Source organism: Azoarcus sp. DN11 (genome assembly GCF_003628555.1).
GTDB lineage: Bacteria > Pseudomonadota > Gammaproteobacteria > Burkholderiales > Rhodocyclaceae > Aromatoleum.
Genome location: NZ_CP021731.1, coordinates 437,591 through 462,445 on the forward strand (window position 1 = coordinate 437,591; position 24,855 = coordinate 462,445).

25 protein-coding genes are annotated in these 24,855 nt (G+C 67.2%); 6 read left to right on the forward strand and 19 right to left on the reverse strand.

Annotated elements, in window-relative coordinates; translation table 11 throughout:
* The first annotated feature begins 6 nt into the window (after positions 1-6).
* Genes ctaD through CDA09_RS01950 form a run of 4 tightly spaced genes read left to right on the forward strand, consistent with a single transcriptional unit; the run spans position 7 to position 3,476 of the window.
* A complete protein-coding gene (gene ctaD / locus CDA09_RS01935) occupies positions 7-1,770 on the forward strand; it encodes a cytochrome c oxidase subunit I (protein ID WP_121427077.1) in 1,764 nt (587 codons plus the stop codon).
* Positions 1,767-2,447 carry a cytochrome c oxidase subunit 3 gene (locus tag CDA09_RS01940; RefSeq protein ID WP_121427078.1) on the forward strand — a complete coding sequence of 227 codons (681 nt, stop codon included), beginning with the start codon at positions 1,767-1,769 and terminating at the stop codon, positions 2,445-2,447. Before ctaD ends, CDA09_RS01940 begins: the two co-directional genes overlap by 4 nt.
* Positions 2,448-2,463: 16 nt before the next feature.
* On the forward strand, positions 2,464-3,144 hold the full coding sequence (locus CDA09_RS01945; RefSeq protein WP_121427079.1) for a cytochrome c oxidase subunit 3: 681 nt from the start codon (positions 2,464-2,466) through the stop codon (positions 3,142-3,144).
* 14 nt (positions 3,145-3,158) lie between these two features.
* Complete coding sequence (locus CDA09_RS01950; protein ID WP_121427080.1) at positions 3,159-3,476, forward strand: cytochrome C oxidase subunit IV family protein; 318 nt, start codon at positions 3,159-3,161, stop codon at positions 3,474-3,476.
* 3 nt (positions 3,477-3,479) lie between these two features.
* On the opposite strand, the gene CDA09_RS01955 is transcribed toward CDA09_RS01950, so the two are convergent.
* From CDA09_RS01955 to CDA09_RS01970, 4 genes are all read right to left on the reverse strand, one after another.
* Positions 3,480-3,917, reverse strand: coding sequence for a universal stress protein (locus tag CDA09_RS01955; RefSeq protein WP_121427081.1), 438 nt, complete (start codon positions 3,915-3,917; stop codon positions 3,480-3,482).
* A gap of 21 nt (positions 3,918-3,938) precedes the next feature.
* Positions 3,939-4,685, reverse strand: coding sequence for a TerC family protein (locus CDA09_RS01960; RefSeq protein WP_121427082.1), 747 nt, complete (start codon positions 4,683-4,685; stop codon positions 3,939-3,941).
* A 103-nt stretch (positions 4,686-4,788) separates the two neighbouring features.
* Positions 4,789-5,097 carry a hypothetical protein gene (locus tag CDA09_RS01965; RefSeq protein ID WP_121427083.1) on the reverse strand — a complete coding sequence of 103 codons (309 nt, stop codon included), beginning with the start codon at positions 5,095-5,097 and terminating at the stop codon, positions 4,789-4,791.
* A gap of 3 nt (positions 5,098-5,100) precedes the next feature.
* Positions 5,101-5,706: a cytochrome c oxidase subunit 3 family protein gene (locus tag CDA09_RS01970; protein ID WP_121430692.1), complete on the reverse strand. Its 606-nt coding sequence runs from the start codon at positions 5,704-5,706 to the stop codon at positions 5,101-5,103.
* A 186-nt stretch (positions 5,707-5,892) separates the two neighbouring features.
* Here CDA09_RS01970 and CDA09_RS01975 point away from each other — a divergent pair, with 186 nt between their 5' ends.
* Positions 5,893-6,219, forward strand: a complete 327-nt coding sequence (locus CDA09_RS01975; protein WP_121430693.1) for a DnaJ family domain-containing protein — start codon at positions 5,893-5,895, stop codon at positions 6,217-6,219.
* Between the two features lie 15 nt (positions 6,220-6,234).
* Here the strand turns inward: CDA09_RS01975 and CDA09_RS01980 are convergent, their stop codons facing one another.
* The 11 genes from CDA09_RS01980 to CDA09_RS02030 all read right to left on the reverse strand — a co-directional run bounded on the left by CDA09_RS01980 (position 6,235) and on the right by CDA09_RS02030 (position 17,113).
* Positions 6,235-7,032 carry an ABC transporter permease gene (locus CDA09_RS01980; RefSeq protein WP_121427084.1) on the reverse strand — a complete coding sequence of 266 codons (798 nt, stop codon included), beginning with the start codon at positions 7,030-7,032 and terminating at the stop codon, positions 6,235-6,237.
* 13 nt (positions 7,033-7,045) lie between these two features.
* A complete protein-coding gene (locus tag CDA09_RS01985; protein WP_121430694.1) occupies positions 7,046-8,029 on the reverse strand; it encodes an ATP-binding cassette domain-containing protein in 984 nt (327 codons plus the stop codon).
* A gap of 4 nt (positions 8,030-8,033) precedes the next feature.
* A complete protein-coding gene (locus CDA09_RS01990; RefSeq protein ID WP_121427085.1) occupies positions 8,034-8,645 on the reverse strand; it encodes a glutathione S-transferase in 612 nt (203 codons plus the stop codon).
* Positions 8,646-8,669: 24 nt separating this feature from the next.
* The gene (locus tag CDA09_RS01995) at positions 8,670-9,317 is read right to left on the reverse strand and encodes an alpha/beta hydrolase (protein WP_121427086.1); all 648 of its coding nucleotides are present in this window, start codon (positions 9,315-9,317) and stop codon (positions 8,670-8,672) included.
* On the reverse strand, positions 9,314-9,634 hold the full coding sequence (locus CDA09_RS02000; RefSeq protein WP_121427087.1) for a (2Fe-2S) ferredoxin domain-containing protein: 321 nt from the start codon (positions 9,632-9,634) through the stop codon (positions 9,314-9,316). Before CDA09_RS02000 ends, CDA09_RS01995 begins: the two co-directional genes overlap by 4 nt.
* A gap of 73 nt (positions 9,635-9,707) precedes the next feature.
* The gene (locus tag CDA09_RS02005) at positions 9,708-10,787 is read right to left on the reverse strand and encodes a VanZ family protein (RefSeq protein WP_121427088.1); all 1,080 of its coding nucleotides are present in this window, start codon (positions 10,785-10,787) and stop codon (positions 9,708-9,710) included.
* A 138-nt stretch (positions 10,788-10,925) separates the two neighbouring features.
* Positions 10,926-11,429 (reverse strand): ubiquinone anaerobic biosynthesis accessory factor UbiT, encoded by a 504-nt coding sequence (ubiT, locus tag CDA09_RS02010; RefSeq protein WP_121430695.1) that lies wholly within the window; start codon positions 11,427-11,429, stop codon positions 10,926-10,928.
* Positions 11,430-11,458: 29 nt separating this feature from the next.
* Positions 11,459-12,355: a U32 family peptidase gene (locus tag CDA09_RS02015; RefSeq protein WP_121427089.1), complete on the reverse strand. Its 897-nt coding sequence runs from the start codon at positions 12,353-12,355 to the stop codon at positions 11,459-11,461.
* Positions 12,356-12,363: 8 nt separating this feature from the next.
* Positions 12,364-13,377, reverse strand: a complete 1,014-nt coding sequence (gene ubiU / locus CDA09_RS02020) for a ubiquinone anaerobic biosynthesis protein UbiU (protein ID WP_174718400.1) — start codon at positions 13,375-13,377, stop codon at positions 12,364-12,366.
* Positions 13,378-13,702: 325 nt separating this feature from the next.
* Positions 13,703-15,715, reverse strand: coding sequence for a hypothetical protein (locus tag CDA09_RS02025; RefSeq protein WP_121427091.1), 2,013 nt, complete (start codon positions 15,713-15,715; stop codon positions 13,703-13,705).
* Between the two features lie 15 nt (positions 15,716-15,730).
* Positions 15,731-17,113, reverse strand: coding sequence for a coiled-coil domain-containing protein (locus CDA09_RS02030; protein WP_128106525.1), 1,383 nt, complete (start codon positions 17,111-17,113; stop codon positions 15,731-15,733).
* A gap of 477 nt (positions 17,114-17,590) precedes the next feature.
* Between CDA09_RS02030 and CDA09_RS02035 the strand changes: the two genes are divergently transcribed.
* On the forward strand, positions 17,591-18,529 hold the full coding sequence (locus CDA09_RS02035; protein WP_121427093.1) for a DUF3179 domain-containing protein: 939 nt from the start codon (positions 17,591-17,593) through the stop codon (positions 18,527-18,529).
* 83 nt (positions 18,530-18,612) lie between these two features.
* On the opposite strand, the gene CDA09_RS02040 is transcribed toward CDA09_RS02035, so the two are convergent.
* From CDA09_RS02040 to CDA09_RS02050, 4 genes are all read right to left on the reverse strand, one after another.
* Positions 18,613-20,922 carry a putative bifunctional diguanylate cyclase/phosphodiesterase gene (locus CDA09_RS02040; RefSeq protein WP_121427094.1) on the reverse strand — a complete coding sequence of 770 codons (2,310 nt, stop codon included), beginning with the start codon at positions 20,920-20,922 and terminating at the stop codon, positions 18,613-18,615.
* Positions 20,923-21,066: 144 nt separating this feature from the next.
* On the reverse strand, positions 21,067-21,219 hold the full coding sequence (locus CDA09_RS23235; protein ID WP_164844356.1) for a hypothetical protein: 153 nt from the start codon (positions 21,217-21,219) through the stop codon (positions 21,067-21,069).
* Positions 21,216-23,600 carry a thioredoxin domain-containing protein gene (locus CDA09_RS02045; RefSeq protein ID WP_121427095.1) on the reverse strand — a complete coding sequence of 795 codons (2,385 nt, stop codon included), beginning with the start codon at positions 23,598-23,600 and terminating at the stop codon, positions 21,216-21,218. Before CDA09_RS02045 ends, CDA09_RS23235 begins: the two co-directional genes overlap by 4 nt.
* Positions 23,597-24,841, reverse strand: coding sequence for a multiheme c-type cytochrome (locus CDA09_RS02050; protein ID WP_164844357.1), 1,245 nt, complete (start codon positions 24,839-24,841; stop codon positions 23,597-23,599). The genes CDA09_RS02045 and CDA09_RS02050 overlap by 4 nt, the downstream gene beginning before the upstream one ends.
* Positions 24,842-24,855: the final 14 nt, after the last annotated feature.

Sequence of the window (24,855 nt, forward strand, 5' to 3'; positions counted from 1 at the left end):
GGGGCGATGAGCGAGCACGATGCACACGGCGAACCGCGCAGCTTCTGGACGAAATACGTGTGGAGCCAGGACCACAAGGTCATCGCGATCCAGTACAGCCTCACCGCGATCGCCGTCGGACTGGTCGCGCTCGTGCTGTCGAACCTGATGCGCCTGCAGCTGGGCTTTCCCGGCGCCTTTCCCTTCATCGACCCGGCGCGCTATTACCAGTTCGTGACGATGCACGGGATGATCATGGTGATCTACCTGCTCACCGCGCTCTTCCTCGGCGGCTTCGGCAACTACCTGATCCCGCTGATGGTGGGCGCGCGCGACATGGTCTTCCCCTACCTCAACATGCTCTCGTACTGGATGTACCTGCTGGCGGTGCTGGTGCTGATGGCCGGCTTCTTCGTGCCCGGCGGACCGACCGGCGCGGGCTGGACGCTGTATCCGCCGCAGGCGATCCTGCCCGGCACACCCGGCACCGAATGGGGCATCGTGCTGATGCTGGTGTCGCTGCTGATCTTCATCGTCGCGGCGACGATGGGCGGCCTCAACTACGTCACCACCGTGCTGCAGGCGCGCGCCCGCGGCATGACGCTGCTGCGCCTGCCGCTCACGGTGTGGGGCATCTTCGTCGCGTCGATCCTCGCGCTGTTCGCGTTTCCCGCGCTGTTCGTGAGCGGCGTGATGATGCTGTTCGACAAGCTGCTCGGCACCAGCTTCTTCATGCCGGCGATCGTGTCGATGGGGCAGCCGCTCAAGCACGCCGGCGGCAGCCCGGTGCTGTTCCAGCATCTGTTCTGGTTCTTCGGCCACCCCGAGGTGTACATCGTCGCGCTGCCCGCCTTCGGCATCATCTCGGACCTGATCAGCACCCATGCGAGGAAGAACATCTTCGGCTACCGCATGATGGTGTGGGCGATCGTCGCGATCGGCGGGCTCTCGTTCGTCGTGTGGGCGCACCACATGTACGTCTCGGGGATGAACCCGTACTTCGGCTACTTCTTCGCGACGACCACGCTGGTCATCGCGGTGCCGACCGCGATCAAGGTGTACAACTGGGTGCTGACGCTGTGGCGCGGCGACATCCACCTGCGCGTGCCGATGCTGTTCGCGATCGGCTTCATCAGCACCTTCGCGATCGGCGGGCTGACCGGGCTCTTCCTCGGCAACGTCAGCGTCGACATCCCGCTGTCGGACACGTATTTCGTCGTCGCCCACTTCCACATGGTGATGGGCGTGTCGCCGATCCTCGCGATCTTCGGCGGCATCTACCACTGGTACCCGAAGGTGACCGGGCGCCTGCTCGACGAGCGCCTCGGCAAGCTGCACTTCTGGGTGACCTTCCTCGGCACCTACGCGATCTACATGCCGATGCACTACCTCGGCTTCCTCGGCATGCCGCGGCGCTATTACGCGTACGAGGGCTACGAGTTCATCCCGGCGTCGGCGCAGGACCTCAACGCCTTCATCACCGTCGCGGCGCTGGTGGTCGGCGTCACGCAGCTGGTGTTCCTGTTCAACCTCGCGTGGAGCGTGCGCCACGGCCGGCCGGCCGGCCCGAACCCGTGGGGCGCGACGACGCTCGAATGGCAGACGCCGGACACGCCGCCGCGGCACGGCAACTGGGGCGAGACGCTGCCCGAGGTGCATCGCTGGGCCTACGACTACAGCGTGCCCGGCGCCGCGCGCGACTTCATCCCGCAGAACGTGCCGCACTCGGAGGCCCCCGCGGGCGACGGTGCGCCGCCCGCTGATCGGCATGCCTGGGAGGGCCACGCATGAGCGCACGCTCGGGCATCCTCGCCGCCCTCACGACGAAACCGTGGCTGCCGCAACCGCTGCCGCCCGTGGTGGTGCCGCGCCTGGCCGCCGCGACCGTGGGGCTGCGCGTGTTGCTGGGCGTGATCGGCGTGCTGTTCGGCCTGTTCGCGATCGCGCTGCTGGTGCGCGCGCGCCTGCCGGACTGGCAGCCGCTCGCGGGCACGCCGACGAGCCCGCTCGCGGGGCTGGGGCCGCTGTGGACGAACACGGCGCTGCTCGCGGCGAGCAGCCTCGCCTTGCAGGCGGCGAGCGTCGCGGCGCAGCGCGGCCGGCTCGCGGCGACGCGCCTCGGGCTGGTGTTGGCGGGCATCGCCGCGCTCGCCTTCCTCGTCGGGCAGGGGTGGGTGTGGTGGCTGTTCATTGCCACGGGCCATTTTGTCGCAAGCCACCCGGCGGCGAGCTTCTTCTATCTGCTTACCAGCGTGCATGGCCTGCATCTTGCCGGCGGCCTGGTCGCGCTGGGGCGCAGCGTCGCGCGGGCGTGGCGCGAGCGGTCGTGCGTGCGCGTGCACCCGGGGGTCGCGCGCTGCGCGCTGTACTGGCATTTCCTGTTCGCCGTGTGGCTCGTGCTCTTCGCGCTGCTCGCCAGCCCGCCCGCGACGCTGGCCGCGCTGGCCGACATCTGCGGCATCCGATGAGGGAAGGAGACGCGCCATGACCACGATCGCACCCGCTGCCGGCGCCGCCGCGAGCGGCTGGCGCAGCCTCGTCGCCGACTGGTCCGGCGACCGTCGGGCCTTTGCTGTGCCGTGGGGCAAGGCGATGATGTGGATCTTCCTGATCTCCGACACCTTCATCTTCGGCTGCTTCCTCACCGGCTACATGACGGTGCGCATCGCGACGACCGCCGCTTGGCCGAAGCCGTCCGAGGTCTTCGCGCTCACGATCGGCGGCGAGAGCGTGCCGCTGATCCTGATCGCGATCATGACCTTCATCCTGATCACCAGCAGTGGCACGATGGCGATGGCGGTGAACTGCGCCTACCGCCGCGACCGTGTGCCCTGCGCGGCGCTGATGCTGGCGACCGCGCTGCTCGGCGCGAGCTTCGTCGGCATGCAGGCGGTCGAATGGAGCAAGCTGATCGCCGAGGGCGTGCGCCCGTGGAGCAACCCGATGGGGGCCGCGCAGTTCGGCGCGAGCTTCTTCATGATCACCGGCTTCCACGGCCTGCACGTGAGCGTCGGCGTGATCTACCTGCTGACCATCGCCGCGCGCGTGCTCGGCGGGCGCTACGAGGCGCGCGGCGACTACACCATCGTCGAGATCGCGGGCTTGTACTGGCACTTTGTCGACCTCGTGTGGGTGTTCATCTTCGCGCTGTTCTACCTGTGGTAGGGGAGGGCACGGCCATGGACCATGCGTCCGGACAGCAGCATCCGATCGGCGTCTACCTGAAGGTGTGGGCGTTGCTCTTCGTGTTGAGCACGATGTCCTACCTGGTCGACTACTTCCACCTCCAGGGCCTGCTGCGCTGGGGCCTGATCGTCGCCTTCATGCTGATGAAGGCCAGCCTGATCGTGGCCGTGTTCATGCACCTGCGCTGGGAGCGGCTGGCGCTGGTGTATGCGATCCTGGTGCCGCCGCTGTGCGTGCTGGTGCTTGTCGCCCTGATGGTGCTCGAGGGCGACTACGTCTTCCTCACGCGTAGCGCGTTCTTCGGTGGGTAGGCGCTAGACCGGCGGCAGGGGTTTCACGAGGGTTACCGGGACCGGCGAACGCTCAAGCACGCCTTTGGCGACCGAGCCGAGCAGCGCCTGCAGCAGTGCGCCGTGGCCGTGGGTGCCCATGACGATCTGGTCGAAGCGGTGCTCGGTGGCGTAGCGGACGATGGTGTCGGCGCTGTGGCCGACCGCGATGTGGTGGCTGTACGGCACGGCGGCGGCGTCGAGCGCCGCGCGCGCGGTCGCCAGCGCGGCGAGTCCTTCCTCGCGGTACCAGGCCTCGAGGTTGTCGCGGCTGACGAAGCTGCGCGCGTGCCCGTCGACGGGGATTTGCACGTTGAGCAGGTGGATGTCGAGCTCGCCGCTCGCCGCGCGCAGCTTCATCAGGTGGTCGAGCACGCGGTTGGCGTTCTCCGAGCCGTCGAGGGGTACGAGCACCTTGAGCATCACGATCTCCTTGTCCGCCGGTCAGTGGCGCCGGGCATGGCTGTCGCCGGTGTCTTCGACCGCGAGCTCGACGAGCGGCGCCTGCGTGCCGGCCTTGCGTTGCGCGAGCCACGTGCCCAGCGCGACGACGAGGATCGCGCCCGCGGCCGAGGTCACGTAGTGCAGCCAGCCGGGCAGGTGCCCGACATACGGCTTCACCACCACGTCCCCCACCAGCATGCCACCGGCAATCCAGCCGAGCAACGCGGCGCCCAGCGTGATGACGACCGGGAAGCGGTCCATCAGCCGCAGGACGAACTTGCTGCCCCATACGATGATCGGGATGCTCACGACGATGCCGAACACCACCAGCGTGAGGTCGCCCTTCGCCGCGCCGGCGACCGCGATCACGTTGTCGAGGCTCATCACCGCGTCGGCGACGACGATGGTCTTGATCGCACCGAGCAGATGCGTCGAACCCTCGACGTTCGCGTGGCCGTCCTCGTCCTCCGGTTGCAGCAGCTTCACGCCGATCCACAGCAGCAGCAGCGCGCCGACGATCTTCAGGAAGGGCAGCGCGAGGAGTTGCAGCGCGAAGAAGATCAGGACGATGCGCAGCGCGATCGCGCCCACCACGCCCCACGCGATGCCCTTGTTGCGCTGGTGCGCGGGCAGCTTGCGGCAGGCGAGCGCGATCACGACGGCGTTGTCGCCGCCGAGCAGGATGTCGATGGCGATGATCTGCAGCACCGACGTCCAGAAGGCGGCGGTCGTCAGCGTTTCGAGCACTGCTCGTTCTCCTCGTCAGGCACGGATGCGCCGAAGGCCGCCATTGTCGCCAAGAACGGCGCTTCGGGACAGGGGGCGGCCGGGAACGGAACGGCGGTGCGGGCTACAGCGTCGCCCAGCGCGCGAACTCGCGGCCGAAAAAGGCGATCAGCACCAGCGCGAGCGGCGCGAAGGCGACGAAGACCTTCAGCACGCGGCGGATGAAGGCGTGCGCGAGCTCCGCCTCGATGAAGCGCTCGGCGATCAGCATGCCCTTCGCCCACACGATCGCGGCGACGACCACCGGCAGCCAGGGGGCGCCGTGGAACCATTGCCCCAGCACGAGGCTCACGAGCGTCAGCGCGACGAGGATCAGCCACGCCGCGGTCAGCGGGGCCAGCGCGGTGGCGGGTTTCCGTTCGGTCGGGCTCATCGTTTACGCCAGCACGTAGAAGAAGGGAAAGAGGACCAGCCAGATGATGTCGGTGGCGTGCCAGTAGCTCGCCAGCGCCTCGAGGCCGCTGTGCTCTTCGGCCGAATAGGCGCCGGCGACATGGCGCGCGAGCACCCACAGGATGCCGAGGATGCCCCAGGTCGCATGCACCAGGTGATTGAAGGTCAGGTAGTAATAGACGGTGAAGAAGATGCCCGCCTCGCCGTCGATGCCGTGCGCGAGGTTCCAGCGGATCTCGAGGACCTTCGCGACCGGATAGCCCAGCGCCACGACCAGCCCGGCGACGAGCCACCACAGCGAGCGCCGGCGCTGGCCGGCGCGCATCGTCACGACCGAGGCGGCGATGAAGAAGCTGCTCGTCACCATCAGCAGCGTGATGACGGTGCCGGAGACCCGTGACAGGCGTTCCGAGCCATGCTCGAAGGCCTCGGGAAAGTGCGCGCGGGAGACGAAATAGACGGTGAAGAGCACCGCGAATTCGACGAACTCGCAGGTGATGCCCACCCAGATGCCGCTGTTGCCGGGGACTCGCCCCGTCGGCGCAGCGTCCTGCCGCGGCGGGGGGGCGGGAATCGCGATCGTTGTCATGGTCGTGCGCCCATTGTTCATTGCGGCCATTGTCGCCCCGACGGGCCCCGAATGACAGGCACAGCCGGCCCGCTTTCGCGTCGGCACAGTTTCGGCGGCGTGCCGCGGATGGCGCCGCGCACGCTTCGGCTATCATCGGAGGAAGCGCCGCCCTCGTGCGGCGGGTGCGACAACCGGGCGGTCGACATGTCCTCGATCTTTGACATCCTTGCCGAGCAGCGCATCGCCGACGCCCTCAAGCGCGGCGAGTTCGATCACCTGCCGGGGGCGGGCAGGCCGCTCGTGTTCGACGACGAACTCTTCCAGTCGCCCGAGCAGCGCATGGCCAACCGCATCCTGAAGAACGCCGGCTTCGTGCCGCAGGAAGTGCTGCTGCGGCGCGAGATCGCCGCGCTGCGCAAGGCGCTGGCGAGCGCCGAGGAGGGCGAAGGCGTGGACGAAGCCGGCACGGCGCAGCTGCGGCGCCGGCTCGGCATGCTGGTGGTGACGCTCGGTTCGCTGCTGCGCCGCTGACACGCGGCCCGGCGATCAGCCCAGCAGGCGCCGCCGCGTGAGCCCCAGCGCGATCCAGAACGCGCCCGTGCCGTAGGCCGCGAGCACCGCGAGGTGCAGCACGATGTCGTCGGGCAGCTTGCCCAGCAGCAGCGGGCGCGCGAGCTCGACCGCGTGCGCGAGCGGCAGCAGCGAGGCGGCGACCTGCACCGTGGCGGGGAGCTGTTCGGCGGGGAAGAACACGCCTGACAGCAGCGTCATCGGCGTGATGAAGAGGGTGAAGTAGTACATGAAGAAGTCGTAGCTCGGCGCGATCGCGGTCACCACCAGGCCGAGCGCGCCGAAGCTCAGGCCGATCAGGAAGATCAGCGGCAGCAGCCACAGGATGTAGCGGCTGTCGACGAGGCCGAACACGGTGATCACGACGAGGATCGCCACGCCCGACAGGAGCGCCTTCGACGCCCCCCACACCAGCTCCGCGAACACGATGTCGTCGAGTTCCACGGGCGCGTTGAGGATGGCGTCCCAGGTCCGCTGCACGTGCATGCGCGAGAAGGACGAGTACAGCACTTCGAAGGACGCGCTGTTCATCGTCGATGAGCACACCATGCCGGCGGCGAGGAAGCTGATGTAGGACACGCCGCCGATCTCGGGCACCAGCATGCCGATGCCGAAGCCGAGGCCGAAGAGGTAGATCATCGGGTCGGCGAGGTTGCCCAGCACCGAGGGCAGCGCGAGCTTGCGCCACACGAGGAAGTTGCGCTGCCACACCGGCACGAAGCGGCGCGACAGGCGCGGCGTGCGGAAGATCAGGGCAAGCGGTGTCGCGTTCATCGGTCGGGACTCCTCAGTCGCGCAGGTCGCGCCCGGTGAGCTTGAGGAACACGTCCTCGAGGTTCGCCGGCCGGCGCAGGTAGCGCAGGCCCGGCTGTTCGGCGAGGTGCGCCATCAGCGGCGCCGCGTCGTCGAGGTAGCAGAAGGCGGTCTCGCCGCTGACCTCGTAGCGCCGCGCGAAGGCGCCCGCGTGCGCCTCGGCCCACGCCTGCGCGCCGCTGACCGCGCTGCGGCCCTCGCGTGCGGTGCCGTTCCAGTCGCCATACACCTCGACCACCTGCGCCTCGATCTGCGCCGCGATCACGTCGCGCGGGCTGCCCTCGGTGAGGATGCGCCCGGCGTCGAGGATCGCCAGCCGGTCGGCGAGGCGCTCGGCCTCGTCCATGAAGTGCGTCGTCAGCAGCACGGTGGTGCCGTTGCGGATCAGCTGCTTGAGGCGCTCCCAGATCAGGTGGCGCGCCTGCGGGTCGAGGCCGGTCGTCGGCTCGTCGAGGATCAGCAGATCGGGGCGGTTCACGAGCGCGCGCGCGAGCGTCAGGCGCCGCTTCATGCCGCCCGAGAGCGACTGGATGCGCGCGTCGCGCTTGCTTTCGAGGCCGGCGAAGGCGAGGAGCTCGGGGATGCGCGCCGTGATCGCGGCGTCGTCAAGGCCGAAGTAGCGGCCGTACACGAGCAGGTTCTCGGCGCAGGTAAAGTCGGGGTCGAGGTTGTCCTGCTGCGGCACGACGCCCACGCGCATGCGCGCCTCGCGTGCGCGCCCGGGCACCGGCAGGCCGGCGAGGAGGATCTCGCCGCCGGAGGGGCGCGTGAGGCCCAGCGCGCAGCGCAGCGTCGTGGTCTTGCCGGCGCCGTTGGGGCCCAGCAGCGTGAAGCATTCGCCTGCGCGCAGGCGGAGGTCGATGCCGGCGACGACCTCGTTGTCGCCGTAGCGCTTGCGCAGGCCGCGGATCTCCAGCGGGCTCGCGAGGGCGTGCGTCGTGAGGCGTTCGCCCGACACGGCCTCAGCCAACCGGCGGCTTGGTCGTGGTGAAGCTCGGGCGCGCAAACATGCGCCGCGCCAGCCCCGCCAGCGAGGGATGCTCGCGCCGCCATTCGTGCTGCGGGAAGCGCAGGTCGAGGTAGCCCAGCGCCACGGCGACGGCGATGTCGCCCAGGCTCAGCGCGTTGCCGTACATCCAGTCGCGCCCGTTCGCGCGTGCCTCCAGTGCGTCGAGGGCGCGGTCGACCTTGTCGATCTGGCGGTCGATCTCGGGTTCGCTGCGCAGGCTGGCGGGGCGGCGCGATTCGAGCAGCGCGAGCACGGCGGCGTCGGTCACGCCGTCCGCGAGCGCCTCGATCTGGCGCACGCGCACGCGCTCGAGCTCATCGGCCGGCAGCAGCGTCGGGCCGGCATCGAGCGTCTCGAGATAGCCGGCGATCACCGGCGAATCGAAGAAGATCTCGCCCGTGTCGGTTTCCAGCGCCGGCACCTTGCCGAGCGGGTTCACGCTCGGCACGCGCGTGTTGGCCTCCCAGGGCGAATCGACGACCAGTTCGTACGGCAGCGCCTTCTCCGCGAGGATGATGCGGATCTTGCGGGCGTAGGGGCTGGTGAGCGAGGCGAAGAGCTTCATGCGATCTCCTTGTGCAGAGGCCGCTCAGAGCGGCGCCCAGTTGCGCGCGATGATGTCGCGGATGAGGGTGAGGCGGGCGTGGAAGAAGTGGTCCGCGCCGGGCACGACGACGACCGGCAGGTTCTGCGGCCGCGCCCAGTCGAGCACGTTCGCGAGCGGAACGGTCTCGTCCGTCTCGCCGTGAATGATCAGCGTGTCCTTGGGCACCGGGCCGGTGGTGTAGCTGCGCGCGCCGCTCACCTCGCCCGCCGCGGTGCCGACGAGCACGATGCGCTGCGCGGGCGTCACGCCGCCGGCGAGCCGTGCGGCGACGCGCGTCTGCACGTAGGCGCCGAACGAGAAGCCGCCCAGCGCGAGCGGCAGCGTGCCCCAGCGCGACTGCATCCACGCGATCACCGAGAGCATGTCCTCGGTCTCGGCGTTGCCGTGATCGTGCTCGCCTTCGCTCTTGCCGACGCCGCGGAAGTTCGGGCGCACGACCGCATAGCCGAGCTCGCGCAGCGTGCGCGCGAGCGTGTGCACGATCTTGTTGGTGTTGGTGCCGCCGAAGAGCGGGTGCGGATGGCACACCAGCGCGATGCCGCGCACGGTGTCGGGGGTGTCGATCAGCGCCTCGATCGCGCCGTCGCGTCCGCGCAGCAGGACGTTTTCGGGAAGCTGCGGCCGGCTCATGGGTTATCGGAAAGCCGCAGGCGTTCGACGATGCGGCCGTGCGCGAGGTGCTCGTCGATGATCTCGTCGACGTCGTCCTTGTCGATGTAGGTGTACCAGACGTTGTCCGGGTACACGACCAGCACCGGGCCTTCGTCGCAGCGGTCGAGGCAGCCGGCCTTGTTGATGCGGACCTTGCCGCGGCCCTTGAGGCCCAGCGCGGCGATGCGGTCCTTGGCGTAGGTCTGCATCGCCGTCGCCTTGTGGTCGTTGCAACAGGTGTTGCCGGGTTCGCGCTGGTTGCAGCAGAAGAACACGTGGTGCTTGAAATAACTCATCGGGTACTCCGGAAGGGGGCGGGCGCGGCGTCGGGCCGCTCCGCAATGCGTCCGATTATAGCTGCCGGGCCGCTCAACGCTTGGTCAGATGCTCGCCGCGCCACAGGCCCACCGCGGACAGGTAGGCCAGCGCGAGAAAAGGCCACAGGTTGGCGCTCAGTTCGGTAAGGCCGTGGAAGTTCAGGAAGTTGCCCTGGGTCACCATGCGGTGGCCGATCTCGGCATAGGGGTTCTGCGGCAGCAGGTTGGTGAGGCTGGTGGCCGCGAGCAGGGCGACGCCGGCGAAGGCGTGCTGCAGCACGCGCGCCAGCAGCAGCGCCACGGCGAGCACGAGCACGCCCAGCAGCAGGCCCTGGCGCGTGCCGGGCGTGAGCCACAGCAGGGCGTCGCCGGGGATGTAGAACGAGGCCGTCGCGATCGACTTGGTGCCGATGCCCAGCAGCAGGAGCAGCGCGACCGGCCACGGCGAGCGGCCGCGCATCATGGAGCGCGCGAACAGCCCGACGCTGAGGACGGTGATCGCGACCTGCACCGTCTCGAGCAGGATGTAGCGTTCCGGCTCGAAGCGCAGCGGGGTCGGCAGGCCCAGCAGCTGGCGCAGGTCGCCGCTGCCGAACAGCACGTGGTCGGGCGTGAGCTGTGCCAGCAGCCACAATCCGAGCAGGATCAGCCCGAAGTCGCCGAGGTGTCCCGGGATGATGCGGGCGGCGCGCCAGCGCTGCAGCCAGCCGCGCTCGTCGAACATCGGATGGCCCCAGCGGGCGCCGGCGAGCGCGCCGAGGAAGGCGCCGGTGGTGTTGCAGGCGAGGTCGATGTTGGAGGGGACGCGCGTGGGCAGGAAGTTCTGCGTCAGCTCCATGCTGAAGGACAGCAGCGCCGCGATCAGCGTCGCGAGCGCGATGCCCGCGGCGCGGCCGATGCGCTGCGGCAGGGCGGGTGCGAGGACGAAACCGAACGGCATGAAACCGAGCACGTTGATCACGATGTCGGCGCTGCGCACATACTTCGGCCAGGGGGCGGTGAGGAAATCGAGCAGCGGGAGCCCCGTCGAGCGCCAGCCGGTCAGCGGGTGCAGGCACGCGTAGACGATCAGCAGGCCGTAGGCGAAGGCGAGATTGCGCGGCAGGGATGACGCGGCGCGCGCGGTGGGCATCGGCGGGTCGGGGCAGGCTTCGGAGCCTCGATTCTAGCGCGAAGGGCGGTCGATCGGTCCGGGCCGAGAGGGGGCAGGGCTTCCGTAGGGCGCGATTACCTCCCGTCCTACGGAAGCCTCTGCTGGGGGGCAGCCTGCTCAGTGCGCGCCGAGCGACTGCTGCGGGTGGTGGCGCGTGAGCGGGTTGAAGCGGCGCAGCACGCTGGCGGGCGCGTATTCGGTCCGCAGCGCGTCCCAGTCCACCGCATCGAGCGTGTTCTTGACCAGCAGGCCGAGGTCGGTCGCGCCCTCCATGAGCAGGCGGCGGCCGAAGAACAGCGTGTCGGCGTCTTCCTCGCGCAGCGCGAGCGCGATGTAGTCGCGCACATTGGCGGTCAGCGTGAGGTCGGGTTCGCCGCCGGCGGACAGCGGCACGAAGCCGCGCGGGCCGAGCGTGAAGTCGAGCGTCAGGCCGGCGTCGCGTACGCGCATGCGCAGGTGGCGGCCGGTCAGCGGCTCGAGGTCCTCGCGCGACAGCACGCGGCCGAGCGCGAGGTTCAGCGCAGTGGTCAGCGCGAAGGTGGGCGGGCGCTGCGGCAGGTGCGACGCGAGGCGCGCGAGCGCCGCGGGGAGCGTGAAGGCCGGGATGCGGAAATTGCTCATGCTCATGTGTGCACTCCAGGAAGACGGAATCAGGCGGAGACGTACTGTTCGACGCCGGGGCGGCCGTGCCAGAAGCCGTTGCACGGCGCTTCGACCATCAGCGTCTTGCTGCGGGTGAAGGCGTCCAGCGGCGACAGCGTGCCGGCGATGGCGTCGCGGAAGAGTTCGAGCACCGCCACGGTGTTGTCGCCCTGCGGGCTCACGCGCAGCACCTGCGCGGTGTCGCGCAGCGTCGGCAGGTCGGCGAGCAGGTTGTGCACGCGCGCGGACTGCGTCTGCACGCCGTTCAGCGTCAGGAAGGGCTCGCCTTCGCGGGTGCGCAGCACCAGGCCGTCCTTCATGCCGAGGCAGCGGAACTCGCAGGTGTCCTTCTGCAGGTTGTAGTGGCGGGCGGTGAAGCAGCGCGCCGAGTGGGCGAGCGGCAGGCGGCCCCAGGCGAGCACTTCGGTCTCGATCGCGGGCGCGCCGGAGGCGAGGAGTTCGGCGAGCACCGCGCCGGACATCTCGGGCGGCGCCATCCAGCGCGTCGCGCCCGATTCGGCCATCATCGACAGCGTCTGCGGATTGAAGATGTTGAGCGTCGGGCCGGCGATCCAGTCGCGGCGGCCGGCCTTGGTCAGCAGGTTCACCGCCGACATGTCGTTGGCTTCGACGCGGAATCCGTCCTGCGCGACGATGCGGCGCAGGGCCTTGAGGTCGGATTCGGACTCGATCAGCGATTGCGAGGACAGCACGGCTTCCTTGCCGGCGGCCTTGAGCATCGCCGCGACGTCGAGCCAGTCCTCGGCGCGCAGTTCGTGGCGGCGCGAGCACACCGTCTCGCCGAGATAGACGATGTCGGCGGGGCTTTCCGCGATCTGTGCGTAGAACTCCAGCGTCTGCTGGCGCGACCAGTAGTAGAGCAGGGGACCCAGGGCGATTTTCATTCTGTTGTTCACTTCCACGGCCGGTAGTACGCGCCGAGCGTATGGCTGCGGCCTTCGGAGACCTTGTCGAGTTCGGCGATCCACGCCGGCTGCACGGCGAAGCTGTCGGCGTCGCGCATCACCTTGTCGATCGCCTCGCGCCACACGCGCGTGACTTGGCCGACATAGGCGGGGCTGCGCTGGCGGCCTTCGATCTTGATCGCGCGCACGCCGGCGCGGGCGAGGTCGGGCAGCAGTTCCAGCGTGTTGAGGCTGGTCGGCTCCTCGATCGCGTAGTAGGTCTCGCCGTTCACGTCGAAGCGGCCCTTGCACAGCGTCGGGTAGCCGGCGCGCTCGCCGTCGTCGAAGCGGTCGATGAGGATGCCGTTGAGGCGCGTTTCCATGCCCTGGGGTGTCTGTTCCCAGCGCACGTGCTTGCCCGGCGAGCAGGCGCCGTTGCAGTTGGGCGATTCGCCGGTGGCGTAGGCGGACAGCGCGCAGCGCCCTTCGACCATCACGCACAGGCCGCCGAAGCCGAACACTTCGATCTCGACCTGGGTGTTGGCGATCACGTGCTGCACCTGCGGCAGCGACAGCACGCGCGGCAGCACCGCGCGCTGGATGCCGAAGCGCTCGGCGTAGAAGTTGATCGCCTCGTAGGTGGTCGCCGAGCCCTGAACGGACAGGTGCAGGCGCAACTGCGGGTGTTTCTTCTGCGCGTAGGCCATCAGGCCGGGGTCGGCGACGATGATCGCGTCGATGCCCATGTCGGCGGCGCGGTCCACGGCGGCCGTCCAGCCGGCCCAGTTGCCGGCCTGCGGGTAGGTGTTGAGGGCGACCAGCACTTTGCGCTTGCGGTCATGGGCGTAGCGCACGCCTTCGGCCAGCGCCTTGGCGTCGAAATTCAGGCCGGTGAAGTTTCGCGCGTTGGTCGCGTCCTTGAAGCCGAGATAGACGCAGTCGGCTCCATGGTCGACGGCCGTCTTCAGCGCCGGCAGGCTCCCTGCCGGGCAGACGAGTTCGATTTTCGTATTGGAGGTCATGGCGGGGGTTGGGGAAAAAAGCTCCGCAACCATAGTGCGCCGGCGCCCGAGCCGCGTTGACGGGGGTCAAGGGGCCGGTTCGGCGAGGCGGCAATTCTCTACAGTGGAGATCCGGAATGAGGTCACTCCGACAGGCCGGGCTCCACCTCGCGTGGGAGGCGCCGGCTTATTGACCCGGCAACCCAATACCGTTCGGGCCGAGCCTGTCGAAGCCCAACTGAGCCAGGCCTTCGACAAGCTCAGGGCGAACGGAGATGATCGATTCGACTGCCGTGTTAACAGCCTTCGATTCTTGTCGGTTTCCGCTGCTGCCCCATCTCACCCATCAAGGGGTCGAGATTTCCACGCGGCTGGCGAAAACCGGCGCGATACCGTACTTGCCGTCGCCGTATTCGATGCGTGGTATGCCGTCTTTATCGCCATCCTTCTGGTAGAGAGCTGTTTCGCCGGTCTCCTCGAACTCGCTCTGCTGGATGCCGCTCGCATCGATGGCCTGGGCCCAGAAGCGCTTGTAGCGGGCGATGAGTTCCGGGCTCTTGGTTTCCAGAATCATCTCCCGTAACGCACCGATGGCCGCACCGAGGTTCAGGGGGGTATACACGCTGGTGGCGGCGCCGAGTTCCGAGCGGTAAAGGCCGGTCTTCTCATCCCACAGCCGGGCATTCATGAAATCCAGCGCATTCCTTGCCGCCGTCTTGAAGCGCTCATCGCCGAGTACGTGGTAAGCGGCCAACAGGCCCCGGACGGTCAGGCCCTGATCGAGCAAGGCCGGTGCCCCCGCGACGGCCTTATCGCCGTCGTAGGCGGCGGTCACGCTGCCATCGCCTGCCTGCAGGGCGCTCGCCAGAAAGTCCGCCTGCCTGCGCAGCATCCCCTTGGCGCGTTCGACGACGGCCGTGTCGGTATGCACCTTGTCGACGTAGTTGGCCAGGGCGACCAGGGACATGCCCAGGTCGGCCGTCCTGGTCAAGGCGCCGCGCCCGTGCTCCGGGGTCCATTCGGAGGCCAGCACGCCGTTGGTGGCTTGATGCTTCGTTTCCATGGTCGATAGCACCAGATCGGCCAAGCCTTCGGCCAGAACGATGTACTTCTGCTCCATGATCGATCCGTCATAGGGCGTGTTGTCGCCGAATACCCTATTCCAGTTGCCTTTCACCGCGGGATCCGCGAAGTGATAGAACTCGCTCAGTCCCCACAGCAGTGAGGCTTGATCGAACAGCTGGCTGCTGTTGTCGACAACGGAAAATTCTTCCGGCCGCGGCGGCAGGTCGCCGACCATTCGCAACCGGACGCCGATACGGTGCGGGAAGTAATAGGCGCCGGGTTTTGCCGTGCGCGGATCGACGCCGCCCAGCGCCTTGCCGTCGTAGAGCATCGCCGATTTCATCATCAGCATCTTGCTGACGGCGCTCAGATTGAGCATGGCGCCACGGAAGCCGTCCTCGGGCGTAATGCCGAGATACTTGTCGTCGTGATGATTGCCTGCCAGGAAGAATTCCGACCACAGCGCCAGTTTCATCAAGACCTGGCCCTCGGCGCCCATGTCCACGACGTGGGACATCCGTCCGTGATCCCAGCGCAGGCTGAGGAAATTCTCGCGATAATTCACGCGGTAAGCCCAATCCTCGTTGCCTTTCGTATCTGCTCCATAAGGTGTGGCGGGGAAAGCGGGGCCGTAGATTTTTTTCAGGTCGTCGTCGCGCAGCCGGTTTTCGGTGCTCTGGAAGCTGCCGCCCTTGTCCAGCGGCCGGGTCAGATGCGGGTCGCAGGACTCGAACGCCAGCATCAGGGGCGAGGCATCCTCAAAGCGGCGGGGGAAGCCGGTTCTCGCCAGATACAGGGGCGTGATGTCCTGCAGCAATGTGCCCTTGTTCGATCGGACATATTCGCCGCGGTCGCGGTTGTCGTTGGCACGCCCTTGCTGCAGCGCTTTTTCCGTTACATAGGGGCCATGCACCAGATGAACGCCACAGCGGCTTTCGGTATTCAACGCTTCCATGTTGTAGCGCGAGTACCAGTAGGATTCGACGGTGGCCATGAAGATCAGGTCGCTATCCATCGGGATCCCCCGGTTTCCCGCCTGGATCAGGAACGGGAAACCGCTTCTTTCCATTTCGTTGGCCAGGTACATGGCTTCCTTGGTGGTGAAACGGCGGTCCGTTACGGTGGCCTTGATCGGGCTTCGGTATCGATCCAGATTGACCTGTTCGGTGCCGACGGCTTTTTCGAGCCGGTCGCCGGCCTGGCCGCGGTCCTGAGTTGAAAGCTGGGCGCAGCCGGCCAGAGCCAGCAGCGCGATCTGGGTCGCGACGACATTGAGCTTGAGTAGTCTTTTCATGACGATCTCCCGACGTTAAAAGGTATGCTGGACCGACAGATCGAAAGTCCACGTGGGCGAAGGTCCCTGGTCGGGTTCGGCGATCCGGACGGCCGGACTGGCAGTGATCCGGTAGCTCGGCGCGGGAATGTATGACAGGCTGGGGCTGAAGAACACCACATTGCCGTATTTGAAATCGGGACGCGGAGTGACGAACATCACGAGATTTCCGCTGGCGTCCATGACGGGCCCGCCGGTGGCAGGGTTGCGCTCGGGATGCATGATCAGGCCCGGGAATTTCTCCGCCCCCTTGTAGCGGCCGGCAATCGCCAGATCCAGCGACAGGCGGTCGCTGTCGAGGGGCGGGAACACATAGGAAACCCCGTAACGCAGTTCGTTGCCCACCGTAATGCCGTTGTTCTTGTCGAAGAAGTCGTACATGAAGCCGCCGTGAATCGCGCTGCGCTGGAATTGGTAGCTTGCCGCCAGACCGATGCGCCCGCCCCAGGCGCCTTGCCCCGGTTGCACGCCGGGCGGCAAGAGTTGCTCGTTGGCTCTGCGGCTGAAGATGTTGAGCGGCAGCGGCGAAAGGGTTGCCGGCATGCCCTGCATCTTGAGCGTCTGCGCGGTGTTGAATGTCTCGCCGTCGTCGCCCGTCGGGAAAATGACGCCGAACATCGTCGACAGCGTGACCGGATCGTTGCCCTGGTCGAGCCACTTTTTCTTCAGCGTCAGGGAAACGTCGCCCAGCCCGCCGCTGGTTCCGTCCATGCTCATGTCCATCGGATCGATGCGGAAAGGATGCCCCGTGCCTTTGAGCCGTGTCGTCTTGAACGGGATCTCGAGGTTGACCATCATGTCCTTGATGCCGAAGGCCTCGAACCCGTACATGAATTGCAGATCACTCTGCAGGGTGTCCACCTTCACGTTGTTGAAGAACTTGGAATAGAACGCGTCGCGGCCGAAATCGCCCGGGTTGTGCGCGACGCCGACATCGAGCTTGATCCTCGCCGCGCCGGGCGGCAGCACGTAACCGTGCAGGGGCCTGGCCGGTTCGTATAAGGGCGGAATCGACTGTTCGATCTGGTCGACCACGCGGTAACGCTCGGCTTTCACGTAGTCGGTATCCTGTCCCAGTTTCAGGAACCGGTAGTCCCGATTGTCCTGTGCGGCATCGCTCAGCTTCGGCGCCCGCCGCTGTTCCCGGCTGCCGGCGTTGTCGAGCGCCGCCTCGAGTTCCTTGATGCGCTTTTCCAGCGCTTCGTTTTTTGCTGCCAATTCGCCGTTTTCCTTCTTCAGGACACTGACATCGGCCGTGGGCCTGTCCGGCGGCGAGGCGTGTGCCGCTGGAAGTGCCAATATGCCTGCCGCGAAAACGGCTCCCGGAAGAAATGACCTTGGTTTTCTGCGCGATTTCATACATCGACTCCCTTTCTTGGTATGCCCAGTCGCTTAGTCGCCGATGGCGACATTTCCTTACAGGGAGCATGGGAATTCTTGTTTGGCCACAGCGAACGCCCCATGTCGTGCGATTTCGAGCGACAGAGCGCAACGCAGCAGGGCATTGGAAAGACAGCGGAAGCCGGCGAATTCTGTGAGGATTAGTGACGCCTGCCTGTAAGGAATCTCCTCCGCCGTCCGACCGACATGAACACCCAGATCGCCGCCAGCGCCCTCGGGGCAAAGCCGGGCAGCCGAGAACATCTCTGTCAGCGTCGGCAATATCAACGAGTTTGCCCACCGGACATCGGCCGATGCCCGCACGACCCAGGACGTCAGCGCACAGCTGGCCGGCTTGGCGCAAGAGCTGCAGTCCCTGGTGGGCCAGTTCCGCGCGCGACGAGGCTCGGCGCATGACATTCGACGATCGATGACTTTCTGATGGATGGGCGAACCATGAAACGACGGGCGACGATTCTGCTGACGAGCGTGCTGCTGCTGGTCGCGGCTGCGGCCGCCGTTGCGCAAACCAGGAACGGCTTCGACCTCACCGGCGCACTGGTGCCGGCGGCACAAATCCTGTCAGGCGGCCCCCCCAGGGACGGCATCCCGGCCATCGACCGGCCCAAATTCGTCAAGGCGGATGACGCTCGCTTCCTGCAAGGCGACGACCGGGTGCTGGGCGTCGAGCGCAACGGCATCGCCAAGGCTTACCCGGTGCGCATCCTCAACTGGCACGAAATCGTCAACGACACTTTCGGCGCCGAGCGCATCGTCGTGACCTTCTGCCCGCTGTGCGGCACCGGCATCGCCTATGTCGCGGAAACGGGCGGCAAGACCCTCGACTTCGGGGTGTCAGGGCTGCTCTACAACAGTGACGTGCTGTTCTACGACCGGCAAAGCCAGTCGCTGTGGTCGCAAATCCTCGCCCAGGCGGTGAGCGGACCGCTCAAGGGCGCGAAGCTCGCGACCGTCGCCCTCGCCCACACCAGTTGGGCAGACTGGAGGCAACGCCATCCGGATACCCTGGTGCTGTCCAACGATACCGGCTTCGCCCGCGACTATGACGTCGACCCTTACGCGGGCTACGCCCGCGATCCGAGCATCATGTTCCCGGTGACCGGCCGCAGCGCGCGCTATCAACCCAAGGAGCCGGTGATCGGCGTCGAGGTCGGCGGCAAGTTCAAAGCCTACCCCTTCGTCGAACTGGCCAAAATCGCAGGCGGCACGGCGACGGACCTGCTGGACGGGAAAAAACTCACGGTACGCTTCGATCCGCAACACCGGACGGGGGCGGTATTCGACGCCCAGGGCCGGGAGATGCCCTCGATCATCGCCTACTGGTTCGCCTGGTACGCCTTTCACCACGACACCGAAGTGTTTCAGGCGAAATAGTTTGAGCAGCCAGGGACGGGCCGAATGCCGTTCCTCGGCTATTGGCCCAATCACCCCTCGTTCGCCCTTGCCCGGTGCGCTCGTCAACCCGAGCGTTGGGCCAGCAGCGAAGCGATTTCCCCGCCCGGCACCGGCCGGCCGACGAGGTAGCCCTGCATTTCTTCGCAGCCATAAGCCTTGAGCCTGGCAAGCTGCGCCTCGGTTTCCACGCCTTCCGCGATCACTTTCAGGTTCAGGGCGTGGCCCAGCGCGATCACGGCCTGGACAATGGCCGCGGCGCTGGCCTCGCTCATCATTTCCCGCACGAAGGATTGGTCCACCTTGAGCTTGTCCAGCGGGAAGCGTTTCAGGTAGGCGAGCGACGAGTAACCTGTACCGAAGTCGTCGATCGAGAGCCGGACCCCGATCGCCTTCAAGTCCCGCAGCGCCGCGACGGTCGCCTCGACTTCCTGCATGGCGACGCTTTCAGTGACCTCCAGCTCCAGGTATTGGGGTGCCAGACCGGTCTCCTGCAGCACCCGGCCCAGCACCTCGGGTAGATTATTGCCGCGGAACTGACGCGCCGAGATGTTAACCGCCACTGTCATGGCCGGCCAGCCCGCCGCCTGCCATGCCCGGTTCTGGGCGCAGGCGGTGCGCAGCACCCACTCGCCGAGGGGGACGATCAGCCCGGTCTCCTCGGCCAGGGGGATGAATTCGCCAGGAGACACGATGCCGCGTAAGGGGTGGCGCCAGCGCACGAGGGCCTCGACGCCGACCAGGCGGCCGCTGCCGATCTCCAGTTGGGGCTGGTAATGCACCTCGAGCTGTTCCTGGGCCAAGGCCTGGCGCAGGACGGCTTCCATCTCCAGCCGCTCCAGCGCCAGCGCGCTCATCTCCCGGGAGCAACAGCGGAAGCCGTTGCCGCCGTCCTGGATCACCCGGTGCAAGGCACTTTCCGCGTTTTTCAACAGGGCCTCGGCGTCCATTCCGTCGTCGGGGAACAGGGCAACGCCGATGCTCAAGGTCCCGAACAGTTCCCGCCCGTCCACCACCAGCGGGGCTTCCATCGATGCGGCCAGACGGGCGGCGAACAAAGCCGGTGTCCCGGGCGATTCGACGTCGACGGCGAGGATGGCGAAGAGGTCGCCTTCGAATCGGAACAGCGCCATATTGCGGCCGGATTCCCCGGTCCGCTCGACCTGTTGCCCCAGGCGTTGTGCCGCGGCGGCCAGCAAGTGGTCGCCGACGGCCTGCCCCAGGCTTTCGGTAACCAGCTTGAAACGGTCGAGGCTGAGGAGAATGATGGCGGTCTTGCCATCGCCGGCATCCGCGCAGGCCTCGTCGAGCCGTTCCAGGAAACGGCGACGGTTGGGCAGCCCGGTCAGCGCGTCGTGGTAGGCCACGTAGATCAGTTGCTCCTCGGCCCGCTTGCGCTCGGTGATGTCCGACAAGTAGGCGTGGAACTCCCGGTAATCGTCCAGGTAGTGAATGGCGCAGCCGAAGCTGCGGCCGCGGACGACGTATTCCCAGGCGTCCTGGTCCCTCCCCGATGCCTTCATGGCCGTGAGGCGCCGGGTCAGGTCCGGCGGAAGCAGCGCCACCGGCCCGCTGCCGGCGAGGCCCAGGCGCCGCAGCGCCGCCCGCGCGCCGGGATTGGCATAGCCTACCGCCCCATCCTCGGCCAGGCTGAACACCGGATTCGGGTCCCGCTCCGGGAACATCGCCAGGCGCCGTCGCGCTGCGCCCTCGGCCAGGTAGCCCCGGGCGTAGTAGCCGCCGATCAAGGCGACGATGAACAGCAAGGCGCTGAATACCGCCACCAGGTGGGCGATCCCTTCGATACCGCGCTGCACGACAGTGCCTCGGTCCGCCACCCCCTGCTGGATGGACTCGGCCAGTCTTTCGACATTGCCGTTGATGCTCATGCACACGCTGCTGACCCCCATCAGCAGGAAACTCGCCTGTTCCCAGTCGATTGGCCGGGTGTCGAGGACCTGCCCGAGGCGACCGACCAGGGACTTGATCTGCCCGTACTGCGCGTCGATCTCGCCCAGCCCCTGGTCCTGGGGGAAGGCGACACGGATCGTCTTCAATCCGCGCTCGATGCTGTCCTCGGCGGCTCGGGCGCGATTGAGGAAGGTTTCCCGGTCGAGCCGCACGTAATACTGGTAGACGATGGGCTCCAGCGCCGCCACGTCGTACTTGAGGTTGGCCAGCGTCCTGAGCGTGGGGATGTCGTCGTCCACCAGGAACCGCGTCGCCTTGACCGCCGCCTGGCCCTGCCAATACACGATTCCGGAGAAAGCGAGGCTGACCAGGAAAATCAGCGCATAGACGATCAGCACGGTCTGCTTGAGGCTGAGCCGAAGGATTCCCTTTACTTCGGGACGCTGGAGAACATGATCGGACATCAATGCCCCCTTGTCGTTTTCGCCACAACAGGTTCAGCGCGCCCTGCAGCTGCTCGCACGGCCGCCTGTGCAATAGTCGGAGAAATCCGGGAAAAATTACATCAGCCGGTCCGGCGCGATCGGCTCGGGAACGGGATCGGCGCGCTAGCGGGCTATCCGGCGCAGGGCGACGATTCCCGGATCGAAGGCACTGATGACCGATCCGTTAAGCAGCTTGAGGATCTTGAAACCGGCCTCGTCTGTGTCGCTGGTCGGCATGGCCTGCCTCCCGACGACGGGCGCCGTGCCGTGGATCATTTCCCGGGAATCACCAGCGGCAGCGTGGCGGGCGGCAGGCAGGCTTCGTCGTTGCACGCCTGGACGCTGACTTCGGCATCGATCGCCTTAACCGGGAGGGCGCCGGGTTTCGCTACCCGGGCGCTGATGTTCACCGTGCCCTCGTAGGTCTTCAAGCCCTCCGGCGCGAATTGCGGCCTGATCACGGTGGCGTCGGGATAGGTGATCGGGATGCCCGGCAAACTCTTGAAGGATACGCGGGTCGGGATGAGGTAGTCGAAAGTGGCGGGATTGGCATTGACGTGATACCCCGGATCGACCACGAGGGTAATGCTGATCATGTCGCCCAGGTCTGTGCGGCGCACCTCGCCTCGGGCGTGTACATGATCGGCGCTGCTCGGCGGGCCGGGTCGGACTTTGGCCTCGTCCGTCGCGTGCTTCCTCGCCGTCTCGTCAGCCGGAAGCGGGTAGCGAGTCATGGCGGCGATGGCGCTGGGCCACTGACCGGGCTGTCCGGTCAAGGCCGCACCGAGGTGGACGACGATGGACTCTGCGGCATCCGCATACACCGCCTTGCCGGTGGCGATGTGGAGCCGAGCGAGCAATTCCAGTGCGGCCGATGGGCCGGAAGGGGCAGCGTGGTCCCCGTATTGCGGCGGCGGCAGCAACAGGTCATCGCCGGACTGGGTGGTGGCAAGCCCATCGGCATGCCAGAAGCGGCGCAGCATGGCCGCTCCGACCTGCTGGGCCCGCTGTTGCCAAACCGCTTCCCCGCTCGTCTCGCCAAGACTCAGCAAGGCGCTGCCGAACAAGGCGTAGTCGTCCAGATAGGCGGGGATCTGCGCCCGACCGTGAAAGATCTCGTGTTTCAGATCGCCGGTTCGGGAATCAAACGCCTGCTCCCAGAGAACGCTTGCTGCCTGTCTGGCAAGGGCGATATGGTGCGCCTCATCCAGGATTTGCCCGCTCCGTGCCAGCGCATCGATCGCCAGCGCGTTCCAGGCGACGATGATTTTTTCGTCGCGGGCGGGCTGTGCCCGGCGTTCACGGGCTGCGCGCAATGCATCCCGGGACGGCGCCAAGGCGGCCAGGACGCGGGTGAGCTCGTCGTCGCCGGCACGCTTCAGGGTCTCGCCGAGCGGCACGCGCACGCGCAGCACGCCTTCGGGATCGTCGGTCGGGGATGGGGCCCGGTCCGGCAGCGTGGTCAGGGCATAGACCCGGAAGAAGTGGCGGGCCGCCACCTTGCCCAGGATGGCCTCGATTTCCGTCTGGTGCCACAGGTAGCTCGCCCCCTCGCGCCCGCCGACCTCGGCGTCCTGGGCGGCATAGAATCCGCCGGCGGGGGCCATCATCCGCTGTTCGAGGTAGGCGGCGATGTCCTCGGCCATGGCGCGGTAGAGCGGAACCCGGGTCAGTTGCCAGGTCTCGGCATAGAGTCTCAACAACTGGGCGTTGTCGTACAGCATCTTCTCGAAGTGGGGGATGGACCAGCTGGGCTCGGTACTGTAGCGGTGCAGGCCACCGCCGAGCTGGTCGTGGATGCCGCCCAGGGCCATCGCGTCCAGGGCGGTCTTGAGCATCGCGAGCGACGCGACATTGCGGGTGGCACGGTAATCCGCCAACAGCAGGCTCAGTGCTGGTGCGTTGGGGAATTTCGTGGTGCCCTGGTTCAGTCCGCCCTGCTTTGCATCCTGCTCACGCAACAGTTCTTCCCGGACCTTGGCCAGGGATTCGGCCGGTTCGATCGGAACACTTGCCGCCGCGTCCTGTTGCTGCACCTGGCGCATGGCGGCGAGAACGGCGTCGGCCCGGCGCAGAACGTCCGCCGGATGGCTTGACCAGGCATCGTGGATGGCCTTGAGCACGGTCGGAAAACCGGGGCGCCCGGGGCCGTCATCGTTCGGGGGAAAGTAGCTGCCGGCGAAAAAGGGTTTCAGGTCCGGCGTCAGGAACACGTTGTTGGGCCAACCGCCGTGGCCCGCCATCAGCTGCGTCGCCAGCATGTAGATGCCGTCGATGTCGGGGCGCTGCTCGCGATCGATCTTGATGTTGATGAACCAGTCGTTCATCAGCTTGGCGATCTCCGGATTGGAATAGATCATCCGCTCCGCCACATGGCACCAGTAGCACGTGCTGTAGCCCACCGAAATGAATATGGGGCGATTCTCCCGCTTGGCCTTCGCGAGCGCTTCCGGCCCCCAGGGGTACCAGTCCACGGGGTTGTGGGCGTGCAGCAGCAAATAGGGATCGTCGGAATCGATCAGGCGGTTGGTGTAGCGGTGAGTGCTGCCCGTATCGCCCGCCGAAGCGTCGTCGCAATGACCGGGCCCTGCCGCGAACATCACGCTGGCGGCCAGCGCCATGCCGCGGAGCAGGGCGCCGGCGCTCATCCGGTTCATGGCACGGCCTTCTCGCCCATGGAACGTGTCGGGCGCGCAGGCAATGCCTGTCGCGACTCGTAGAGCACGTAGCTTGACTGCTCGGCGTGGCGCAATGCCTGGCTGATCGCTGCGCGGCCTTTTTTGAAGTCCGGGTCGCGCAGGGTGGCGCGGTAGAAATCGGCATAGAAGGCATCGGGTTCGACCTTGATCCGCACCGCCAGGGCAACCGCTTGCGGATGCAACGAGCCGCGGTAGGAATAACGCCGCACCTCGTCCGGCAGGATGCGCGTGTCGGCGTGCTCGGTGGTGAGATCCAGGCTCACGTCGCGGGCGATCAGGTGGCGCTCGACCGTGGATTCGACCAGTGCGCCGTGCCCGTCTGCCTGGCCGATCTCGACCAGGACATGGGGCGTGACGTAGGTCGGGAAGGCATGTCCCACCCCCTGGTTGGCAATGCGCAGTTCACTCGAAACGTCACCGCCGGCGATGGCCGGGGCCGAGGTCTCGATGCCCAGGCCGGACTTCACCATTTCCGGATCATGGATGCCGCGCCACAGATGGCGCCGGTCGGGCATGTGGCAGGACTGGCAGGTGCGCTGCTCCTTGGCATGGCGGCTGGCCCGCCACTCCTCGTAGGTGTTTTCCAGAAGCTTGCCGTTGAGGGCCGGGCCGTCGGACTCGAACTGGTGGCAGGCGGCGCAGAAACGGGAATCCTCGAAAGCCGCGCTCACTTGCCAGCCGGCGTGGGGCAGTTGTTCTCCCGCTCCGGGGCCGCTGCCGTCTCGGCGGGCCGGGCCGAAGCGCCGCTGCTCGCGGACATGGCAGCCGGCGCAGGTGAGGCCATGGGCGTAGGCCGCGCCGTCGGGTCGTGGCGGCACGGAACGGGGCGAGGCGGCCAGCGCCTGCTGCAGATGCTCTTCCTGCTCGGCCAGCGGCGCGTGGCAGCGCAGGCAGGCCTGGTGGTCATCGACGGCGTCGGCGGCCATTTCCTGCAACTGCCCGAACAGCCCGGGCCCCATGGCGCGGCTGTGCAGCGCCGTCTTCCAGTCCTCGAACTGACTCTGGTGGCAGGTGCCGCAGGCGGCCGGGTCGAGGGAGGCTTCCTGCGGGCTGACACCCGCCGGCGCCTTGCCCTGCGGTGCGAGCGGCCGTTGCCAGTGCCGTTCGAGAAAAGCCTGATGATCTTCCGCCGCCGGCGGCGCGGCCGCCGGGGAGGAGGAGGCTCCCGGACCGGGACTGCAGGCGGCAAGCAGCAGCATCAGTGCCCCGCCCC

What these genes read in the sequence shown, in the direction of transcription:
- CDA09_RS02040 (WP_121427094.1), bottom strand. Translation starts at nt 20,922, where the DNA reads ATGTCCGATCATGTTCTCCAGCGTCCCGAAGTAAAGGGAATCCTTCGG.
- CDA09_RS23235 (WP_164844356.1), bottom strand. Translation starts at nt 21,219, where the DNA reads ATGATCCACGGCACGGCGCCCGTCGTCGGGAGGCAGGCCATGCCGACC.
- CDA09_RS01940 (WP_121427078.1), top strand. Translation starts at nt 1,767, where the DNA reads ATGAGCGCACGCTCGGGCATCCTCGCCGCCCTCACGACGAAACCGTGG.
- CDA09_RS01975 (WP_121430693.1), top strand. Translation starts at nt 5,893, where the DNA reads ATGTCCTCGATCTTTGACATCCTTGCCGAGCAGCGCATCGCCGACGCC.
- CDA09_RS01990 (WP_121427085.1), bottom strand. Translation starts at nt 8,645, where the DNA reads ATGAAGCTCTTCGCCTCGCTCACCAGCCCCTACGCCCGCAAGATCCGC.
- CDA09_RS01950 (WP_121427080.1), top strand. Translation starts at nt 3,159, where the DNA reads ATGGACCATGCGTCCGGACAGCAGCATCCGATCGGCGTCTACCTGAAG.
- CDA09_RS02000 (WP_121427087.1), bottom strand. Translation starts at nt 9,634, where the DNA reads ATGAGTTATTTCAAGCACCACGTGTTCTTCTGCTGCAACCAGCGCGAA.
- CDA09_RS01970 (WP_121430692.1), bottom strand. Translation starts at nt 5,706, where the DNA reads ATGACAACGATCGCGATTCCCGCCCCCCCGCCGCGGCAGGACGCTGCG.
- CDA09_RS02035 (WP_121427093.1), top strand. Translation starts at nt 17,591, where the DNA reads ATGAAACGACGGGCGACGATTCTGCTGACGAGCGTGCTGCTGCTGGTC.
- CDA09_RS02015 (WP_121427089.1), bottom strand. Translation starts at nt 12,355, where the DNA reads ATGAAAATCGCCCTGGGTCCCCTGCTCTACTACTGGTCGCGCCAGCAG.
- CDA09_RS01980 (WP_121427084.1), bottom strand. Translation starts at nt 7,032, where the DNA reads ATGAACGCGACACCGCTTGCCCTGATCTTCCGCACGCCGCGCCTGTCG.
- ubiT (WP_121430695.1), bottom strand. Translation starts at nt 11,429, where the DNA reads ATGAGCAATTTCCGCATCCCGGCCTTCACGCTCCCCGCGGCGCTCGCG.
- ubiU (WP_174718400.1), bottom strand. Translation starts at nt 13,377, where the DNA reads ATGACCTCCAATACGAAAATCGAACTCGTCTGCCCGGCAGGGAGCCTG.
- ctaD (WP_121427077.1), top strand. Translation starts at nt 7, where the DNA reads ATGAGCGAGCACGATGCACACGGCGAACCGCGCAGCTTCTGGACGAAA.
- CDA09_RS02030 (WP_128106525.1), bottom strand. Translation starts at nt 17,113, where the DNA reads ATGAAATCGCGCAGAAAACCAAGGTCATTTCTTCCGGGAGCCGTTTTC.
- CDA09_RS02005 (WP_121427088.1), bottom strand. Translation starts at nt 10,787, where the DNA reads ATGCCCACCGCGCGCGCCGCGTCATCCCTGCCGCGCAATCTCGCCTTC.
- CDA09_RS02050 (WP_164844357.1), bottom strand. Translation starts at nt 24,841, where the DNA reads ATGCTGCTGCTTGCCGCCTGCAGTCCCGGTCCGGGAGCCTCCTCCTCC.
- CDA09_RS01955 (WP_121427081.1), bottom strand. Translation starts at nt 3,917, where the DNA reads ATGCTCAAGGTGCTCGTACCCCTCGACGGCTCGGAGAACGCCAACCGC.
- CDA09_RS01945 (WP_121427079.1), top strand. Translation starts at nt 2,464, where the DNA reads ATGACCACGATCGCACCCGCTGCCGGCGCCGCCGCGAGCGGCTGGCGC.
- CDA09_RS01965 (WP_121427083.1), bottom strand. Translation starts at nt 5,097, where the DNA reads ATGAGCCCGACCGAACGGAAACCCGCCACCGCGCTGGCCCCGCTGACC.
- CDA09_RS01995 (WP_121427086.1), bottom strand. Translation starts at nt 9,317, where the DNA reads ATGAGCCGGCCGCAGCTTCCCGAAAACGTCCTGCTGCGCGGACGCGAC.
- CDA09_RS02045 (WP_121427095.1), bottom strand. Translation starts at nt 23,600, where the DNA reads ATGAACCGGATGAGCGCCGGCGCCCTGCTCCGCGGCATGGCGCTGGCC.
- CDA09_RS02025 (WP_121427091.1), bottom strand. Translation starts at nt 15,715, where the DNA reads ATGAAAAGACTACTCAAGCTCAATGTCGTCGCGACCCAGATCGCGCTG.